Below are 18,597 nucleotides of genomic sequence, written 5' to 3'. Positions count from 1 at the left end.
GGGCAGCTCTGTCCCCCGACATCAGGAGAAAACACATGTTCCTAGTAATGGGAATCACGGGAAAAGTTGGCGGCGCAACGGCAGAGCATCTGCTGGCGCACGGCAAGGAGGTACGCGCACTCATCCGCAACCGCGACAAGGCGGCCAATTGGGCGAACCAGGGCGTGGAACTGGTAGACGGCGACTGGAATGATTCGGCAGCCATCGAGCGAGCCCTCAAAGGCGTCGAAGGCGCGTTCGTCATGTTGCCCCCTGTCTGGGCGCCGTCGCCCGATTACAAAGAAGCGAGGAGCGTGATTGCTAGCTATGTCGAGGCTCTGACCAAGGCAGCGCCGCCGCGAGTGGTCGCGCTTTCGTCGATGGGTGCGAACAGAACAAGCGGGCACGGGGTGATCGCGGCCTTGTCGCTTCTGGAGCAAGGGTTTCGCGGCCTGACATCGCCAACCGCATTTGTGCGCGCGGGGGGATTCTTCGAAAATTTCCTCTACGGCTTGCAGGTCGCGCAGGGCGGAATGCTACCGGTCTACTACAATCCGACAAACCGGAAATCGACCATGGTTGCGACGAACGACATCGGCGCAGAGGTCGCAACCCTTTTGACCGGGTCGACGTGGTCAGGGCAGCGCATCGTCGAGATCGGTTCGATGGTCACCGCGGATGAAGTCGCGGAGCAGTTGGGTGAAGTCCTGAATCTCGCCGTGAAAGCCTTTGCAATTCCGCGTGCGGGGTGGGCGGAAGCGTTCGAGCAATTCGGCATCCCGAAGGGTCACTCCGGACCTGCCGAAGAAATGTTCGAGGCCGTGAATGCGGGATGGATGGACCTCGGTGTGGTGGGTACGGAGCACGTAGCGGGTACGACGTCCGCACGCGCTGTATTCGAGGCCGCGTCTAATGTGAACGGATAGGCCAAAACTGCATGAGGTTCTCCGTGATTTCGAGCTTCGCAACCCGAGATTTGGAGAACCTCTCCTTCAATGCAGGAATCTCTATCTGAACGCGATCGGCTTGAAGTCGGTGGTTTAGATCTGCGACGTCAGCTCGACCGGGAAATCGTCATTGTCGGCATCGCGCATGGCGGCGAGGCTGCGATTATCCAGCACTTCGGCGATTGCCTGCCGCACCTCCAGCATCATGTGGCGGACCTGGCAGGTCGCCTCGTCGCAATCCTCGCAGCGTTGATACTGCGTGCGGCTGGCGCAAGGGATTGGCGCCAGCGGCCCGTCAAGCACGCGCACGACATGGCCGATCTTGATTTCGGAGGCCGGCCGGGCAAGGCGGTAGCCGCCTTCCTTGCCTTTGCGGCTCTGGACGAAGCCGGCATTGCGCAACTCGCCCAGAATGGCATCGAGGAATTTCTTCGGGATGTTGTTGGCCACAGCGATGTCATTGACGAAGGCCAATTGGCCGGCCGGCAGGCCAGACAGATGCACGAGGGCCTTGAGGCCGTATTTGCCTTTTTTTGTCAGCATGCCCAGATCAACCCATAAAAGCCCCAACCACTCGCATCTGGCGACTGTTTGTGTGCAAATAATGACGTCTTCGCCGCGCGGTGATGTTTCGCGAAACAGCCACCCAATTGCACGTTAGGCATAAACGCGTTGATTCTTTGTAACGTTTTGCACTGAGAACGCGGATATTCCGCTGATAACCAGGTTATCGGCGTTCAAAAACGAAAAAAGCCGGCAGCGCGCCGGCTTTTTCGTCTGCTGTGCAGGTATCGCTGCCTCAGCGGCTGCCGTAGGTCTGGTCGAGCAGGCCGCCGGCGGCGAAATGCTCTTTCTGCACCTTGTCCCAGCCGCCGAAAACGTCTTCCACCGTCAGCAGCCGGACATCGGGGAAATCGGCCTTGTATTTCGCCGCCACAGCGGCGTCGCGGGCTCTGAGGCCGTTGCGGGCGGCGATGTCCTGGCCCTCCGGTGTGTAGAGGAAGTCGAGATAGGTCTTGGCCAGATCGCGCGTGCCGTGATCGTCGGCAACCTTGTCGACGATGGCGACCGGGAATTCGGCCAGCAGGCTGACCGAAGGCGTAACCTGCTCGAACTTGTCGTCGCCATACTCCTTGCGGATGCCGCGCGTCTCCGACTCGAAGGTGATCAGCACATCACCGATCTCGCGCTGCACGAAGGTGGTGGTCGCGGCGCGGCCGCCGGTGTCGAAGATCGGCACGTTGTTGAACAGCTTGGTGATGAACTCTTTCACCTTGGCGTCATCGCCCTTGAAGGCTTCCTTGGCGTAGGCGGTGGCCGCCAGATAGGTGTAGCGCGCATTGCCGGATGTTTTCGGGTTTGGGAAGATCACCTGCACGTCGTCGCGCACGAGATCGTTCCAGTCCTTGATGTGCTTGGGGTTGCCCGCGCGGACAAGGAACGAAGGCAGAGAATAGAAGGGCGAGGCATTGTCAGGGAAATCCTTCTGCCAGTCGGCCGAGACGAGGCCCTTCTTGACCAGGAAGTCGATGTCGATGACCTGGTTGAAGGTAACAACGTCGGCGCCAAGACCCTCGGCGATGGCGCGTGCCTGCGCCGAAGTGCCGGCATGCGACTGGTCCACGGTGACGCCCGGATGCTGGGCGATGAAAGCCTTGTTGACCTGCACGAACAGTTCGCGGCCGACATCATAGGATGCGTTGAGCAGTTTGTCGGCCGACCAGGCTTGGGAGGATGCAAGGAACAGGCCGGCGACGGTGGCAAGCCCGAGGAAAAATCGTTTCATGAAAACAGGCTCCGATGCAATGCGTTGATGGTCGGACCATAGCCGTGACGTATCATGCGCGACGAGGCATGCGCTGTCGGTTCGCGGCCTCGTCGTGGGAAAATATATCGCCTAAGTTGGCACCTGTTGGAATTCTGTTCCAGGAGATGGCTATCTTCGTCGGAGTTTTTCTGCGCCTTGTTTGCGGTGCTGCATGGCATATACAAAAGGCATATACAAAGAGCTGCCGCCATGCCCCAGAACCGTCATTCAACAACGCCGCCCAAGGAGGCGAAGCTGTTTCGCAACAACCGCAGCCCAACACGGGAGAGTTCACCCGGATCAGGAATCTGAAGGTCGAAAACTGGTTGGCGTAGCGCTTGAGCCGAGAATCAAGCCGCCGGAAAAAGCTTCCAGCGGCCGGGGCGGAACGCCACCCGGCTTTTTTGCGCCGCGGGATGATCGACCGGCAATTCGATTTCGACCCGCTGACGCTCACCACCGATCTCGAGCTCGACCCGGCGCGTGCCGGCGACGCGGCGGCTGGCGGCGACCGTGCCGGCGATGCAGCCGCTGCAGCCGTCCAGCAATTCGACATCGTGCGGGCGGAAGTAGAGCGTCGCATCGCCCGAGGGCTCGTTGGGCGCGGCAAGCCCGATCGGACGGTCGGCGAGCCAGATCTCGCCATTCTCGACTTTGACGGGAAGCGAGCTCGATTCACCGATGAAGCCGTAGACGAAGGGCGAGTTCGGCGTGTCGTAGATGTCGTCGGCGGTGCCGACCTGCTCGATGCGACCCTGGCTCATCACCACGACGCGGTCGGCAAGCTCCAGCGCCTCTTCCTGGTCGTGGGTGACGAAGACGGTGGTGTGGCCGGTGGCGTCATGGATTTCGCGCAGCCAGCGGCGCAATTCCCGGCGCACCTGCGCGTCAAGCGCGCCGAACGGTTCGTCGAGCAGCAGCACCTTGGGTTCGATGGCCATAGCCCGCGCCAGCGCCACGCGCTGCCGCTGGCCGCCGGAAAGCTGCGCCGGATAGCGCTTTTCCAGCCCCGACAGCTGGACAAGGTCCAGAAGCTCGGAGGCGCGGCGGCGAATCTCCTGCGCCGGGGGGCGCGACGGCCCGTGCCGGACCTTCAGGCCGAAGCCGATATTGTCGGCCACCGTCATGTGCCGGAACAGCGCATAGTGCTGGAAGACAAAGCCGACATTGCGATCCTGGATCGACTTGTGCGAGGCGTCCTCGTCGCCGAAGAAGATGTTTCCGCGCGTCGGCCGCTCCAGTCCGGCGATCAGCCTGAGCAGCGTCGTCTTGCCGGAGCCGGACGGCCCCAGCAACGCGATCAGTTCGCCCGACTTGATATCGAGCGACACGTCGTGGAGGGCCGGAAACCGGTCAAACTCCTTGCGCACGTTGGCAACGCGAACTTCCATGCAAATCCCTCTGTCAGTGTCCGCGCGTCGCGGCGATCTCGGCGCCGTAGCGCATCTCGAGAAGTGTTTTCAAGACCAGCGTGACGAGCGCCAGGCCCGCAAGCAATGAAGCGACGGCGAAGGCGCCGACGGCGTTGTACTCGTTATAGAGGATTTCGACATGCAGCGGCATGGTGTTGGTCAGGCCGCGTATATGGCCCGACACCACCGAGACCGCGCCGAACTCGCCCATGGCGCGCGCATTGCACAGGAGCACGCCGTAGAGCAGCCCCCATTTGACGTTGGGCAAGGTCACGTACCAGAAGGTCTGCCAGCCATTGGCGCCAAGCGAAAGCGCTGCCTCCTCGTCGCCATTGCCTTGCTCCTGCATCAGCGGGATCAACTCGCGGGCGACGAAGGGGAAGGTGACGAAGATTGTGGCCAGCACGATGCCCGGCACGGCAAACAGGATGACGATGCCATGCGCTTTCAGCCAGGTGCCGAGCAGCCCCTGGGCGCCGAACAGAAGCACATAGACGAGGCCCGATATGACCGGGGAGACCGAGAAGGGAAGGTCGATCAGCGTGGTCAGGAAGGCCTTGCCCTTGAACTCGAACTTGGCGATCGCCCAGGCGGCGGAGATGCCGAACACAATGTTGAGCGGTACCGAGATCGCGGCGACCAGCAGCGTCAGCCGGATCGCCGAGCGTGTGTCGGGATTGCCGAGCGCTTCGGTGTAGGCACCGATGCCCTTGGCGAAGGCTTCGTTGAAGACGATGATCAGCGGCAAGAGCAGGAAAATGCCGAGGAAGGCAAAGGCGACGGCCATCAGGGCCAGACGCGCCGGGCGGCTTTCCGTGACCGCCGCCGACTGGCTTTCATGGTGCGGTTCGTAGGATTTGATCTCCGGATCAGCCATAGCGCTTGCGGCTCCACGACTGTGCGAGATTGACGACCAAAAGCATGATGAATGACAGGGCGAGCATGATCGCCGCAATCGCGGTTGCCGCCGGGTAATTGTATTCCTCCAGCCGGATGACGATCAGCAGCGGCGCGATCTCTGATTTGTAGGGCAAGTTGCCGGCTATGAAGATGACCGAGCCGTATTCGCCGACGCCGCGCGCGAAGGCGAGCGCGAAGCCGGTGACGATGGCCGGCGCCAGGCCCGGAAACAGGATGCGGGTGATGATCTGGAAACGATTGGCGCCAAGGGTGGCCGCGGCTTCCTCCACTTCCTTGTCGATCTCCTCCATGATCGGCTGCACGGTGCGCACGACGAAGGGCAGGCCGATGAAGATCAGCGCGATGACGATACCCAGCGGGGTATAGGCGACCTTGATGCCGAGCGGCATCAGCAATTTGCCGATCCAGCCGTTCGGCGCGTAGAGCGTGGTCAGCGCGATGCCGGCCACAGCCGTCGGCAAGGCGAAGGGCAGATCGACCATGGCATCGACGATGCGGCGGCCGGGGAAGCGGTAACGCACCAGCACCCATGCGACCAGCGTGCCGAAGACGACGTTGACAGCAGCCGCGACGAAGGCAGTGCCGAAGCTGATTCTCAGCGCATTGATGGTGCGGCGATCGGTGGCGATCGCCCAGAATTCAGGCCAGCCAAGGGCGGCCGAGCGCCAGAGCAGCCCGGATAGCGGGATGAGGATGATGAGGGTGAGGTAGGCAAGCGAGAAGCCGAGCGTCAATCCGAAACCCGGAATGACGCTCGGCTGCCTGAATCGCCACCCCGCTTGGGCGGGTGCTGTGGTCATGTCGTCCTGAATATCGACTGCTTACTGGGGCTTGTAGATCTGGTCGAATATACCACCATCGCCGAAATGATAAGGCTGTGCTTTTTTCCAGCCACCAAACTGTGGATCGTCGATGGTTACAAGTTTGATCGGCGGCAGCTTGGCGAGGTCCTCGGCCGGCACCAGATCGGGCTTGGCAGGACGATAATGGTTCTTGGCGATGATCGTCTGCGCTTCTTTGGAATAGAGCCAGCTCAGATAGGCTTCGGCGATCTTGCGCGTGCCCTTGGCATCGACATTGGCGTCGACCACTGCCACCGGCGGTTCTGCCAGGATGGAGGTCGGCGGGTAGACGATGTCGAAATTGTCGGCACCGAACTCGTCGAGCGCCAGATAGGCCTCGTTTTCCCAGGCGATAAGCACATCGCCGAGACCCTTTTGCGCGAAGGTCACGGTCGAGCCGCGCGCGCCGGTGTCGAGCACCGGGGCATTGGCGTAGAGCTTGCCGACGAACTCCTTGGTCTTGGTCTCGTCGCCGCCGTCATTGGCGTTGGCGTAGGCCCATGCGGCGAGATAGTTCCAGCGCGCGCCGCCGGACGTCTTGGGATTGGGCGTGATCACCTGGACACCGTCCTTGACGAGGTCGCTCCAGTCGTGAATGCCCTTGGGATTGCCCTTGCGCACGAGGAAGATGATGGTCGAGGTGTAGGGCGCCGAATTGTTTTCGAATTTGGTGCGCCAGTCCGGATTGATCTTCTTCGACTTCGAGACGATGGCATTGATGTCGCCTTCGAGTGCCAGCGTCACCACATCGGCGTCGAGGCCGTCGATCACGGCGCGGGCCTGGGCGCCCGATCCGCCATGCGACTGCTGGACGGTGACCGTCTCTCCGGTCTCGGCCTTCCAATGGGCGACGAAAGCTTCGTCATAGGCCTTGTAGAGCTCGCGTGTCGGATCGTAGGAGACGTTGAGAATGGTGGTATCGGCAAACGCGAAACCGAGCGTGCCGAACTGGACAGATGTGGCGACCAGTGCGCCGAGCAGTTTCCTGAAATGAGGTTTGGTCATTTCTGCCTCCGTTGAACCCGCGCCAAATCTACCGAATTGGTAGAAATTAGATGCATTCAATGTTGCCTTTTTTGCCCCTCTTGAGAAAATGTTCGGCGCCATTTCGTCCTTTGGAGAAATATTTTCCTCTTGCGGCCAAAGGAAGAATCCATGGCCCTGCCACTCAGCCTATCTAGCAATGGGTAGTGCCGAGGCAAGGTGTGGAATTTGATCCGGTGCCTCAATCGGCGGTGATGGGAAAGTCGAAACGCTGTTTGGCGAACGGTTCGCTTTTCAGCGTGAAGTGCCACCATTCCCTTGCATAGTTCTTGAAGCGGCCCGCGCGCATGGCTTCGACAAGCATCTTGCGATTTGCCGCCGCTTCACTGGCAGGGCCGCGATATGCGGTTTCGCTCATTGAATCAAAGCAGTCGAAACCGGTACCGAAATCGAGCGTGTCGGCATCCCCGGTGCCGCAGGCCGGGTTCGGGCTGGACCTGCGGTCCATCCGGGCGACGGCGACGTCGACGGTCGAGCCACGTGAATGAGTCGACAACTCTCCGACATAGCCCTTGGCGATCAGGTCGCTGCGCCTGACCTCCGGATACCATTGCGGATCGGGCGGCCCGCCCTGTTTTGTCCATTCGCCCATGTCGGCGACGGCGCGGGCAGGGCGGTAGCAATCGAACACCACCAGGGTCAGGTGTTTGGCCGCGATCGCTTTCTGGACAGCGGAGAGTGCCTTCGCCGCATCCTCGGTGAGGATGCAGACCGGGGCGCCATAGCCGTTCACCTTGCGGTGCAGAAAATTATCCGATCCGGCGTAGCGGATGTCCTGGCGGATCGAGGGGTCGACATCGGCGAGCCGGACAAAGCCGGCGGGGAGTGGGTCAGCGAGAGCAGGGAGGGTGATTGCCGTGACAAGGATTGTTGCTGCCAGTGCTGAGGCTGCCGACAGGAAAGGATCGCGCGAGGCACCCCCCTCTGCCTTGCCAGGTATCTCCCCCGCAAGGGGGGAGATTGGCAGCTTTGGCGTCCTGCTCCACCATTGATAACTGGCGAAAGCGGCAAGGACATCCGATCGCCCTCCTTGCGGGGGAGATCGCCGGCCGGCCAGAGGGGGGTGCCTCGGAACAGGCATGGGTGAAGTATCCCGCTATCCGCTGAGCCTGTGGAAAGCCAATTCCACGAATCGCTTGCAGCCGTCTATTCGACAAACACCTTCACGCTCGCCGCGCGTCCCGCGGCGTCGATGACGGTCAGCGTCGAATAGCCGGCGCCGTCGGGCTGCCAGGTCGCGGTGCGGCGACGGTCGATGCCCACCAGCGGCTTGCCGTTGGCCAGCCAGCGGAATGGCGCACGGCCGCCTTGCAGTTTCAGCACCAGCGGCGAGGCGTCGACCGAATTGGTGCCGAGATCGACGCGGGCGCCGTCGGGCGGGAAGATGATGGTCGGTGCGGGTTCGGTCACTGTCGCCTGCACCAGGCCGTCCGCTCCGGCGCCGAAGCGGGCGAGCGTCACCGGCAGGTCCTCGCGCCTGGGGCTGAACAGTCCGGGCGGCTTGCCCGGCAAGGGGACGGCGACCAGGCCCGAGCGGACAAAACCGTCGAACAGGATGGGAGCGGCCGAGACATAACCGGACAGTCCGGGCACCGCGCCGGCGTCGGGACGGCCGACCCAGACACCGAGCACATAGCGGCCGTCGAAGCCGACCGACCACGCGTCGCGGTACCCGTAGGACGTGCCGGTCTTGTAGGCAATGCCGCGCTGCAGGGCACCCTCGGGCGGCTTGACGCCCGACAGTATGTCGATGATCTGCCAGTTGGCCTGACCGTCGAGGATGGTGGCGCTGGTGCGCTCGGCATTGGCCGGCTCGGTGCCGTCATGCAGCGTGTGCGTCTTGCCGCCATTGGCGAGCCCTGTGTAGAGCTGGACGAGGTCGCGCAGCGTGACGCCTACGCCGCCAAGGCCGATGGCCAGGCCCGGCGCCTCGTTGACCGGCAGTATGGGGCTGACGCCGGCCTGGCGGAAGCGCGCCATCAGCCGCGTTGGCCCGACCGCGTCGAGCACGCGGATCGCCGGCACGTTGAGCGACAGTTGCAGCGCTTGCCGGATGCTGACATCGCCCTGGTAGCCCATGTCGAAATTCTTCGGCCGGTAGCCGGAGAAATCGACAGGGCTGTCATCGATCAGCGTCTCCTGCGCCACCAGGCCCTGTTCGAAGGCAAGACCGTAGATGAACGGCTTCAGCGTCGAGCCGGGCGAGCGGACGATCTTTGTCATGTCGATCCAGCCGGAGCGGCTGGCGTCGAAGAAATTGGCCGAGCCGACTTCGCCAAGGATGTCGCCGGTGCGGGAGTCGGCCAGCACCATGGCGACCGACAGGCGAGGGCCGAGCTTGGTGGCGGCGTCCCTCGCCACCTGTTCCAGCCCCTCCTGGACGCTCTTGCGGATCGTCAGTTGCAAGGGCTGGCCGGGGACGGCCTTGGGCAACATCGCATAGGCGGCGTGCGCGGCGAGCGCCGGCAGCGTGCGGCGCAGGTCCGAGACATCGTCGAGGGCGGCCCGTGCGGCCTCGCGCTCGCCGAGCAGGCGGGAGGAGACCATTCGGGTCAGCACCCGGTCGCGGGCGGCGTGGGCGATCTTCAAATTGCGGTCGGGCCGCCGCTTTTCCGGCAGCTGCGGCAGGGCGACGAGCAGGGCGGATTCGGAAACGGTGAGCCGTTTCGGCTCCTTGCCGAAATAGGCCAGCGAGGCGGCGCGCACGCCTTCCAGATTGCCGCCATAGGGCGCCAGCGTCAGGTAGCGTTCGAGGATTTCGCGTTTCGACAGCCGCCGTTCGATCTGGATGGCGCGCAGCATCTGCTTGATCTTGGAGCCGAGGCTGCGGCTTTCGCGCGGCTCGATCAGCCGGGCAAGCTGCATCGAAAGCGTCGAGCCGCCGGAAACGATGTGGCCGCTGGTGGCGAACTGGCCGGCGGCGCGCGCCAGCGCCAGCACGTCGACGCCCTCATGGTCCCAGAAACGTTTGTCTTCATAGGTGACCAGCATGTCGACGAATTGCTTGTCGACCTGGTCGAGCCGGGTTTCGAGCCGCCAGTAGCCGTCCGGCGTGGCGAAGGCGCGCAACAACTGGCCATCGCGGTCCTGGATTTCGGTGGAGACCGTGAGTTCGGCTGGAAGCGGGGGCGGGAAGGCGCGGTCGAGTTCCCAGAGGGACGCGGCGGAAAGGGCGAGGATGCCGGCGCACCCTGCCGCTCCAACAGCGAATTTGCGAAGCATCTTCATGGCAGTAAAGATGCCCCCTCATCCGGCCGCTTCGCGGCCGCCTTCTCTCCGGTGGGGAGAAGAGACTGGCGCCAGCGCTGGCCGTCTCCTCTCCCCTCGGGGAGAGGTCGACCGAGCGAAGCGGAGGGCGGGTGAGGGGGCACTTTGCTCATCGCGTCCATCACCATCAGCGCCTTACGGCGCCTTGATCTCCATCATGCCGGTGGCGGTGCGGGCCGAGTATTGGGGCCGATACATGTCTTCCACCGTTGCCGCGGGGTGCGCATAGGTACCCGGCGTCACGGCGCGCACGACATAGGCGAGGGTCAGATTGTGGTCGTGGTCGCCGTCGGCCGGGTTGAATGCCGCGACGAAACGGTCGTCGCGGAATTCGAGATGGGCCGCATCGGTCTGCGCAAGCCACGAGAAGTTCGTCAACTGGGCGCTGGAGACCAGGCCGGGATTGTCGATCTCGAAGCCGGCCGGCAACAGGTCGGTGACCAGCAGGCGCGACGGCCATGTGTTCTGCTCGTTGACCTTGAGCACGACGACATAGCGTTCGTTCTGAGTCGCCTCCGTGACATTGGCTTCGGTGCCGTCGAGCTTGTAGTAAGTGCGGCTGATTGTGAAGCCGTCGCCGCCGGCCGGCAGCGGCTGGACCGGCGACGCCACCGTGGTGACGACGGCCTGCAGCGGGGTCTTGCCGGTGTTGGCGATGGTCAGTGGGCTGTCGACAAGGTCAGAGCCTTCGACCTGGTTGGAGTAGCCGCCGGAATGTGCCGCGCCATTGACGGTCAGCGTGATCGTATCATTGCCTTCTTTCAGCGCGCGGGCCGCCAGCAGCATCCAGGATTCGTCCTGGGTGCTGGTCCAGCGGGCTTCGGCGCGTTCCTTGGTCACCAGCCTGATCAGCTCCGGCACGATTGTCGGTACCGGCTTGGATTCCGCCGCCAACGCCAGCATCGCCGCGCCATCACGCAGCCGCGAACCGTAGTCGGAGCGGTAGTAGTCGTAGTCGGTGGTCGACTTGGCCAACTGCAGGGCAGTCTTGAACGTCGATTCCGCACGCGGTGTATCGCCGTAGAGCGCCAGGCTTGCCGCCAGCTGGGCAACGGCCATCGGGCTGGAAAAAGCTTCGAGCTGCGTGTCCGCATAGTAGCGCAGGTCGCCGATCGAGGCCTTCTTGTTGCGGGCCAGAACGTAGAGGGCGTAGGCGATCTCGCTGCCCCGGTCCTGGACGCTCTGGTCGTAGCCGAGTGAGTTCTGCAGGTTGCTGAGCGCCTGGTTCATGGCCAGGCTCGGCACGTCGTACTTCTGCTCGCGCGCCCTGGTCAGGAAGTCGGTGACATAGGCATCGAGCCACAGATCGCCGGAGCCCGGGCCCCACAGGCCGAAGCTGCCGCCCGAGGCCTGGTAGCTCAGAACCTTGTAGATGGCGTCCTGGATGCGGCCATGGATATCGGGATCGCTGGCCATGCCGATGCCGGACGCCAATTCATTGACGTAGAGAAGCGGCATGGCGCGGCTGGTGGTCTGCTCGGCGCACCCATAGGGGTAGCGGTCGAGCGTCATCAGCAGCGAAGGCACGTCGAAGGCGGCAGCCTGCGAAACGCCGACGCTGACAGAGGCGCCGTCGAGCAGGCTTGCCGCGAGCAGCTCCTTGTCGACGCGAAGCGCGCCGCCATCGCCCTTGAGGTCGACCACCAGGCGGGTGGTGACCGGTAATTGCGCCGGGCGCACCGGCACATAGAGCGTCTGCTCGACCTTGGTACCGTCGGCATGGGCAAGCTTGATGGTGAGCGAGGCATTGCCGGCCGTCTGAGCGATCAGCGGCACGGTCAGCGTCTGGCGCTTGCCCTGGGCGAGCGTCAGCTTCTGGGGCAGGGGCTTGTCGCCCGTCGACAGGTCGCCCGTCGTTTCGATCGAGAACGCATAGTCGCCGGCCGGACCGTCGGTGTCGGCGACGTCGAGGCGCATAACGGCGGCGTCACCAGGCGCCAGGAAGCGCGGCAGGCCGGCGGTGATGACCACGGGATCGCGCACGATCACGTCGGACTGGGCGTGGCCGACCGCGTCCTTGGTCCAGGCGACGGCCATGACGCGCACGGTGCCGTTGAACTGCGGGATGTCGAAGTCGACCCGCGCCTTGCCGTCGGCGTCAAGCTCGACGACGCCGGAAAAGAAGGCGACAAGCTTTTCGGTCGGCGGGCTGCCTTGCGCCTGCATGTTGGCGCCGTCGCCGCCGGTCCTGAGCTTGCCGGCGTTGCCCAGAGAACCGTCGATCAGGCGACCGTAGATGTCGCGGATTTCCATGCCCAGCATGCGCTGGCCGAAGAACCAGTTCTCCGGATCCGGCGCCTTGTAGTTGGTCAGGTTGAGGATGCCGACATCGACGGCGGCAACCATGACATAGGCATTGCTGCCCGGCTGCACGCCGGCGACCGAAACCGGGATCGACAGCTGCTGGCGCGGCATGGTCTTGTCCGGTGGCGTCAAGGTGATGGCGAGCTTCTTCGAACCCGGATCGACCTTCAGCCATTTCACGCCGATGGCGCGGGCCGGCATGCGCGTCTCCTGCGCATCGCCCGGCCGGAACAGGGTTGCGGTGACATAGGCGCCGGCGCCCCAGTCGTCGCCGACCGGAATGTCGACGGTGCTGCCGCCGGCCGGCACTGACGCCGTGATGGTCTTCAACAGCTTGTCGGAGCCGATGTTGATCAAGAGTTCGCCGGCAAAATGCGGCGAGATTTTCAGCTTGGCCACTTCGCCGGCGGCATAATTGTCCTTGTCGAGGGCGATTTCGAGGCCGTCAGGCGTTTCGGTGGTGGTCGAGGAGACATACCAGCCGGCGTCGAACTCGTAGCTGGTCGCCGGTCCTTCGGGATCGGCGGTTTCAACCTCGAGCCTGTACTGACCCCAATCGACCGGCACGGAGACCGTTGCGTCGCCGTCGGCGTTGAGGTCGACCTGGCCGTTGGCGATCGACTTGGTGAAGGTAACCGGCTCGTAATTCCACGAATTGTTGGAGCGGTACCACTGGTAATTGCGTTCGACCTTGACCAGCGTCCATTGCGCGCCTTTCAGCGCCTCACGCTTGCCGTCGGGATCGACGGCGATCAGGCTGAACTTGGCCGTGCCGCCCTGCGGCACTTCATTGTCGGCGAAATCCGGACGAATGCCGATCATATGGCCCTGCGGGCGGATGCCGATGTTGAGCGAGCGCTCGATGGCGCGGCCGCCGGTTTCACGCATCCTGACCGTCACCTTGGCGTCGACCAGCTTGGTGGTCGAGGGCAGTTGGTCGACGGAGACCGGGAAGGTCACCTTGCCGTCATCGCCAACCACCGGCAGATCGGCGAGGGGGGTGACCGTGGGTTCGGCCGACTGCTCGTCGGCGAGACCGAAGGAAAAGCCCTGGAAACGGTCCCAGTCGCGCGACGTCGACAGCGTCAGCTCGCCTTCCAGCGCCAGGCCTGCTGCCGGCGCGCCATAGAGGAAGCGGCCGTCAATGTCGATGTTGGCGGTTTCGCCCTGGGCGATTTCCTGCTTGTCGGCCTTCATGTCGAATTCGATGCGATCCGGCACGAAATCCTCGACCAGGAACATCTGGCTGGCCACCGCGGGCTGCTTGGGATCGGTGTAGATCGACACCGACCAGGTGCCGCGCATGGCGTTGGGGGCGAGCGGCAGGTCGACGGCATGGCCGCCGGCCGATGCGCCGTCGCTGACGATACGGCGGTCCTCGACGCCGTCGGGGCGCGAGAAGATGAAGGTCAACGGCAGGTTTTCGACCGCCTTGGCGGCACCGTCGCGAGCAAGTGCGGCGACATGAACATCCTCGCCGGCGCGGTAGATACCGCGTTCGGTCCAGGCATAGACGTCGAGCGCACCTGGCGCCGCGCGCCCGGTGACGCCGCGGTCGGACAGGTCGAAGCCGGCCCGGCCCATGTCGAGGAAGACGAAGTCATTGTCGCCCTGCTTTGCCATCAGCACGGCCGGCACCATGCCGCCGTCGCCGCGCGTCAGGCCGGGGTTGAAGACGGCATGGCCGTCGGCATCCGACGTCGCCGTGCCCAGAACCTCATTGTTCCTGGCGACCAGCGTCAGTTCGGCGCCGGCGATCGGCTTGGCGCTGCCCAGCGAACGGGCAAAGACATTGAGCCCGTCCTGACCGGTATAGGTCGACAGGCCGATGTCGGAGACGACGAACCATTGCGTGGCCATCGAGTTGTAGTCGTCGCTCTTGTCGTTGACGGCCTGGGCGGTCAGCACGTAGACGCCGGGCTTGCGCTGCGGCACCGCCTCGTCGACCGGGAAGGAGGTGGTGACCTCCTTGTTGAGGTCATTGGCGATGTCGAGCTGGCCTTGCCAGACCGGCGCGCCCATCTGCTCGGAAATGTTGGAGATGTCATAGCCGTCCAGCTGGTGCAGGAACTGGTAGCCCGACAGAAGCTGGGCGAGCGAACGATCGCCGATGCGATAGAGCTTCATCTCGGCAGCGTTCATGTTGACGGTAACGATCGGAATGCCACGGCGCGCGCCGGCCGGCAGCACGAAGCTATCACCGGTGAAGCGGGCGGACGGTGCGCGGTCCTGGACATAGATCGACAGCACCACGGGTGCCGCGGTCACTTCGCCGATTGCCGCCGGCAGGCCGGCGCGGAAGGTGACGTCGTAGTGCTGGCCATGCTCCAGCCCTTCGACGCAGATCTGCTTGTCCTTGGCCTCGACGCCCTTGGGCGGTGCATTGTCGACAGTGACGAATTGCGCGTAATCGACGCCGGTCTTGACCAGATCCTCGGAGAATTGCGCGCAGATGCGCGGCGCGCTGGTGTCGGCGTCGATGGTGTGGTCGATAACGCGGAAACCCTTGCGCGCCTTCAGATCGGCATAGTCGGCCTGGACCGCCGGCGACGGATTCAGGGCAAGGCTCGCCTCATAGGCCTGCAGCGCCGGCCGGTAGAGATCGCGCTTGTCGAGGCCGTTGCCGAGCAGCGCCAGCACTTCGGCGCGCGTCTTGGTGGTGCGCAGTAGTTTATAGGCATTGAATGCGGCCGAAGTGCCGTTCGTCGGCAAAGTGGAAGCTTCGGATGTGCTGGCGGCGGGCTGCACGGCCAGCGTTTCACGCGCCAGGTTGAGCCAGAGCTGGCCATCATCGGGCAGTACCGAGACAGCGGCCTCGTATTTCAGCATGGCGGAGCGGTGGTCGCCGGTCAGCACGGCCTGTTCGGCGGCACTCAGCAAGGCAGCCATGCCTTCTGTCGGCTTGTCATAGGCCGGGCCGAGCAGCTTGTTGCGGTATTGCTGGGCCTGGTCGGCCATCCAGTTGGGGAAGAAGGCGAGTTCCGGCGGCGCGCCGATATCAGGATCGCCATCGATGTTGACGACCTTGCCGGCGACCGCGCCATTGAAGGTTTTCAACTGGTTGTAGTCGGATTTGAGGAAGCACCATTTGGCCTTTTTATTGTAGGTGAAGGCGCGGCAGGCCGGGTCTCCCAGGCATGTCGTCTTGCACTGGTCGATTGTCACATTCTGGTCGGACCTGAGATCAAAGCCGAAATAATCGGAATTGTCCGTTGTCGCGATACGCCGGGCTTCGGCCGCCTGCGAGACGCTGCTCCAGGCCAGGACATTGGCCCAGGCAAAAAACAGGAGAATCAGAATCGAAAGACCACGAGCCGCGCGCATTGCCATAACACCCCTCCAGACACAGCTGACGTCCGGGCATGATCAAGCTTCAGTCAGGCTTGTCAACACAAGGACGCGGCAGGGGTCCGCCTGCCAACGGTTTCCTTTCCGGTCGATGACCGGTAGTACCTCCATAGGACAGGGGATCACGCTTTCTTGCGGCGACGCAAAAGGTGTGAATTCCAAGCCCGTCCTATTTCAGACAATTGGATTGTGGCCCCTTTACGAGCGCTTCAGAACTTCATTCCAATTTTAGTTTTGTAACCTAGGTTGTCTTAATGCCGGCGCATGAAGAGCAGATGTCAGGAGGTCGCGCGCCAGGGCGTGCGCTTCCGCGCGCCCTGCTGCTGGCCATGATGTGCTCGACCGTGCTCGTCGCCGAATCGCCCCCGGCGGCCGCTTTCGAGCTTTTCGGCATCAAGCTGTGGGGATCGTCCAGCGACGAGGAGGCCGACATCGTCGATCCTCTGCGCTACGCCGTGACCATCAATGCCCCCGACGCGGACAAGGACCTGGTCAAGAAGCTCGAAAATGCCACGGCGCTGAAGAGCGACGAGGAGCGTCCGGTTTCAGGCTCGCTCGGGCTGATGGCCAAGGCGCGCAGCGACCGAGAACAGCTTGTCGCCGCGCTCTATGCCGATGCCCGCTACGAAGGCGTCGTCACCGTCACCATCGACGGCAAGCCGCTCGACGATTTGCCGCCGGATGCCGAATTCAAGGGTCCGCAGCCGGTTCCCGTGGCGATCGACATTGCTACCGGGCCGAAATTCACCTTGGGCAATATCAGGCTGCAAGGCGACGCGGCAGGACTGATGAGCGCCGATTATGGCCTGATATCAGGCGGCGACGCCGGATCCGGCGCAGTGCTCAAGGCCGAGGCGCTGATCGTGCGGACGCTGAAGGAGCAAGGCAGGCCGCTGGCAGAGGTGACGGACCGCCAGATCGTCGCCGACCATGCCACCTCGACGCTCGACGTGACGCTGACGGTCGCCGCCGGACCGGTCGCCGGCTATGGCCCGACCACCGTGGAAGGCACCGAGAAGGTCGACCGCGACTTCACCGAATACATGACCGGCCTCAAGCGCGGCCGGCAATACTCGCCGCAAGAGATCGACGATGCGCGCGACCGGTTGCTGGCGCTCGAGGTCTTCAACAGCGTGACGTTCAAGGAAGCCGACAAGCTCGATGCCGACGGCAACATTCCGATCGGCGTCCAGGTCAGCGAGCGCAAGCCACGCTATTTCGGCGTCGGCGGCACTTTTTCCAACACCGAGGGGCTGGGCCTTGAGGGCTATTGGGGCCACCGCAATTTGTTCGGCCGGGCCGAGAAGCTGCGCATCGATGGCAAGATCAGCGGCATTGGCAGCAACGATCTCGGCGAACTCAACTACAATGCCGGTATCATGTTCGAGAAACCCGGTGTGATCGGACCGGCATCGAAGTTCTTCGCCGGCGTCAAGACGGTGCTCGAACATCCTGATGCCTATGACCATTTCTCGGTCAAGGGCAGCGCCGGCCTGTCCTACGAACTGACCAAGAAGCAGACGGTTTCCGCCGAGGTGGCGCTCGACTATTCCCGCATCCACGACGCTTTCGGCAAGCACAAATACCTGATCGCCAGCATTCCGCTGCAATATGTCTACGACAACAGGGACAACCGCCTGAACCCGACCAGCGGCTTCCGGGTGCTGGCCTATGCCGAGCCGAGCTACGACATTTTGAATGGTGCGGCCTTCCTGAAGCTCAAGGGCGAGGGATCGGCCTATCAGTCGCTGGATTCGGCTTCCAAGTTCGTGCTGGCCGAACGTGTCGCCATCGGGTCGATCGTCGGCACCGGGCTTCAGAATGTGCCGGCCGACCGGCGCTTCTATTCCGGCGGCGGCGGTTCGGTGCGCGGCTACGCCTATCAGGGCATCGGTCCGAAGGATTTCACCGGCCAGCCGATCGGCGGCCTGTCCTTCTTCGAAACCTCGGTCGAGATGCGCATCGCCATCACCGACACGATCGGCATCGTGCCGTTCGTCGATGCCGGCACCGTGTCGACCAAATCGGTTCCCGATTTCTCCGATGTCAAGGTCGGCGCCGGCGTCGGCCTGCGCTATGTCACGCCGTTCGGGCCGCTGCGCATCGACGCGGCCGTGCCGCTCAACCGCGATCCGGGCGATCCGCATTTCGGCATCTATGCCGGCATCGGACAGGCATTCTGAGCGATGAAAACAGTCTGGCGCATCCTCCGCATTGTTCTCTACACCCTGCTGATCGTGATTGCGGGAGCGATCGGCGCGCTGGTGGTGCTAACCAAGACCGAGCGCGGCCGCGACAATCTCGCCGGCATCATTTCGCGGCTGGCATCGACCGACGACCGCAAGATCACGGTCAGCGGCATAGACGGCATCTGGTCGGGAGCCCTCAGCGTCGACCATGTCGTGCTGGAGGATCGCGAGGGTGCCTGGCTGGTGGCGCGCAAGGTGGCCGTCGACTGGTCGCCGCTGGCGCTGCTGTCGAAAAACTTCAGCGCCGACCGTATCGCCGCCGAGCGCATTGAGCTGGCGCGATTGCCGGTGGCCAGCACGCAGCCGGCGCCGAGCGGCGGCACGACGACGCTGCCGGTTTCCATCGACATCAAGCAGATCGACCTGCCCGAGATCGCGCTTGGCCAAGACCTTGCCGGCAGCGGCATCGCCGAACTTGCCGCCAGGGGCATGCTCAAGGCCGATGCCGCGCCTCTGGCGGTCGAGACGGTGCTCAAC

At 63.5% G+C, this 18,597-nt stretch carries 11 protein-coding genes and 1 pseudogene; 3 read left to right on the top strand and 9 right to left on the bottom strand.

What is annotated here, in order from left to right:
- The first annotated feature begins 35 nt into the window (after positions 1-35).
- The gene (locus EN990_RS23395) at positions 36-905 is read left to right on the top strand and encodes an NmrA family NAD(P)-binding protein (protein ID WP_127385292.1); all 870 of its coding nucleotides are present in this window, start codon (positions 36-38) and stop codon (positions 903-905) included.
- Between the two features lie 114 nt (positions 906-1,019).
- On the opposite strand, the gene EN990_RS23390 is transcribed toward EN990_RS23395, so the two are convergent.
- The 9 genes from EN990_RS23390 to EN990_RS23350 form a co-directional block, all read right to left on the bottom strand.
- Positions 1,020-1,469, bottom strand: a complete 450-nt coding sequence (locus tag EN990_RS23390; RefSeq protein WP_013530871.1) for an Rrf2 family transcriptional regulator — start codon at positions 1,467-1,469, stop codon at positions 1,020-1,022.
- A gap of 256 nt (positions 1,470-1,725) precedes the next feature.
- Positions 1,726-2,712 carry a sulfate ABC transporter substrate-binding protein gene (locus EN990_RS23385; RefSeq protein ID WP_013530872.1) on the bottom strand — a complete coding sequence of 329 codons (987 nt, stop codon included), beginning with the start codon at positions 2,710-2,712 and terminating at the stop codon, positions 1,726-1,728.
- Positions 2,713-3,083: 371 nt separating this feature from the next.
- Positions 3,084-4,124 carry a sulfate/molybdate ABC transporter ATP-binding protein gene (locus EN990_RS23380; RefSeq protein ID WP_013530873.1) on the bottom strand — a complete coding sequence of 347 codons (1,041 nt, stop codon included), beginning with the start codon at positions 4,122-4,124 and terminating at the stop codon, positions 3,084-3,086.
- A 13-nt stretch (positions 4,125-4,137) separates the two neighbouring features.
- On the bottom strand, positions 4,138-5,022 hold the full coding sequence (cysW, locus tag EN990_RS23375; protein ID WP_013530874.1) for a sulfate ABC transporter permease subunit CysW: 885 nt from the start codon (positions 5,020-5,022) through the stop codon (positions 4,138-4,140).
- Positions 5,015-5,866 carry a sulfate ABC transporter permease subunit CysT gene (gene cysT / locus EN990_RS23370; RefSeq protein WP_013530875.1) on the bottom strand — a complete coding sequence of 284 codons (852 nt, stop codon included), beginning with the start codon at positions 5,864-5,866 and terminating at the stop codon, positions 5,015-5,017. Before cysT ends, cysW begins: the two co-directional genes overlap by 8 nt.
- A 21-nt stretch (positions 5,867-5,887) precedes the next feature.
- Positions 5,888-6,913 carry a sulfate ABC transporter substrate-binding protein gene (locus EN990_RS23365; protein WP_013530876.1) on the bottom strand — a complete coding sequence of 342 codons (1,026 nt, stop codon included), beginning with the start codon at positions 6,911-6,913 and terminating at the stop codon, positions 5,888-5,890.
- Positions 6,914-7,133: 220 nt separating this feature from the next.
- Positions 7,134-8,033, bottom strand: coding sequence for a M15 family metallopeptidase (locus EN990_RS23360; protein ID WP_127385290.1), 900 nt, complete (start codon positions 8,031-8,033; stop codon positions 7,134-7,136).
- 65 nt (positions 8,034-8,098) lie between these two features.
- Complete coding sequence (gene pbpC, locus EN990_RS23355; RefSeq protein WP_127369685.1) at positions 8,099-10,180, bottom strand: penicillin-binding protein 1C; 2,082 nt, start codon at positions 10,178-10,180, stop codon at positions 8,099-8,101.
- Positions 10,181-10,354: 174 nt separating this feature from the next.
- Positions 10,355-15,853 carry an alpha-2-macroglobulin family protein gene (locus EN990_RS23350; RefSeq protein ID WP_127388397.1) on the bottom strand — a complete coding sequence of 1,833 codons (5,499 nt, stop codon included), beginning with the start codon at positions 15,851-15,853 and terminating at the stop codon, positions 10,355-10,357.
- A gap of 272 nt (positions 15,854-16,125) precedes the next feature.
- Here EN990_RS23350 and EN990_RS23345 point away from each other — a divergent pair, with 272 nt between their 5' ends.
- Positions 16,126-18,054, top strand: coding sequence for an autotransporter assembly complex family protein (locus EN990_RS23345; RefSeq protein ID WP_127388396.1), 1,929 nt, complete (start codon positions 16,126-16,128; stop codon positions 18,052-18,054).
- 3 nt (positions 18,055-18,057) lie between these two features.
- A pseudogene (locus EN990_RS23340) lies at positions 18,058-18,597 on the top strand (hypothetical protein); the annotation flags it as partial.

Origin of the sequence: Mesorhizobium sp. M7A.F.Ca.US.005.03.1.1 (genome assembly GCF_003997975.1) — a bacterium.
Classification (GTDB): Bacteria; Pseudomonadota; Alphaproteobacteria; order Rhizobiales; family Rhizobiaceae; genus Mesorhizobium; species Mesorhizobium ciceri.
This window is presented reverse-complemented; position numbering and strand designations above follow the sequence as displayed.

Coding starts and splice junctions, on each gene's coding strand:
- EN990_RS23395 (WP_127385292.1), top strand. CDS start 36: ATGTTCCTAGTAATGGGAATCACGGGAAAAGTTGGCGGCGCAACGGCA.
- EN990_RS23385 (WP_013530872.1), bottom strand. CDS start 2,712: ATGAAACGATTTTTCCTCGGGCTTGCCACCGTCGCCGGCCTGTTCCTT.
- EN990_RS23345 (WP_127388396.1), top strand. CDS start 16,126: ATGCCGGCGCATGAAGAGCAGATGTCAGGAGGTCGCGCGCCAGGGCGT.
- EN990_RS23380 (WP_013530873.1), bottom strand. CDS start 4,124: ATGGAAGTTCGCGTTGCCAACGTGCGCAAGGAGTTTGACCGGTTTCCG.
- EN990_RS23365 (WP_013530876.1), bottom strand. CDS start 6,913: ATGACCAAACCTCATTTCAGGAAACTGCTCGGCGCACTGGTCGCCACA.
- pbpC (WP_127369685.1), bottom strand. CDS start 10,180: ATGAAGATGCTTCGCAAATTCGCTGTTGGAGCGGCAGGGTGCGCCGGC.
- EN990_RS23390 (WP_013530871.1), bottom strand. CDS start 1,469: ATGCTGACAAAAAAAGGCAAATACGGCCTCAAGGCCCTCGTGCATCTG.
- EN990_RS23350 (WP_127388397.1), bottom strand. CDS start 15,853: ATGGCAATGCGCGCGGCTCGTGGTCTTTCGATTCTGATTCTCCTGTTT.
- cysT (WP_013530875.1), bottom strand. CDS start 5,866: ATGACCACAGCACCCGCCCAAGCGGGGTGGCGATTCAGGCAGCCGAGC.
- EN990_RS23360 (WP_127385290.1), bottom strand. CDS start 8,033: ATGCCTGTTCCGAGGCACCCCCCTCTGGCCGGCCGGCGATCTCCCCCG.
- cysW (WP_013530874.1), bottom strand. CDS start 5,022: ATGGCTGATCCGGAGATCAAATCCTACGAACCGCACCATGAAAGCCAG.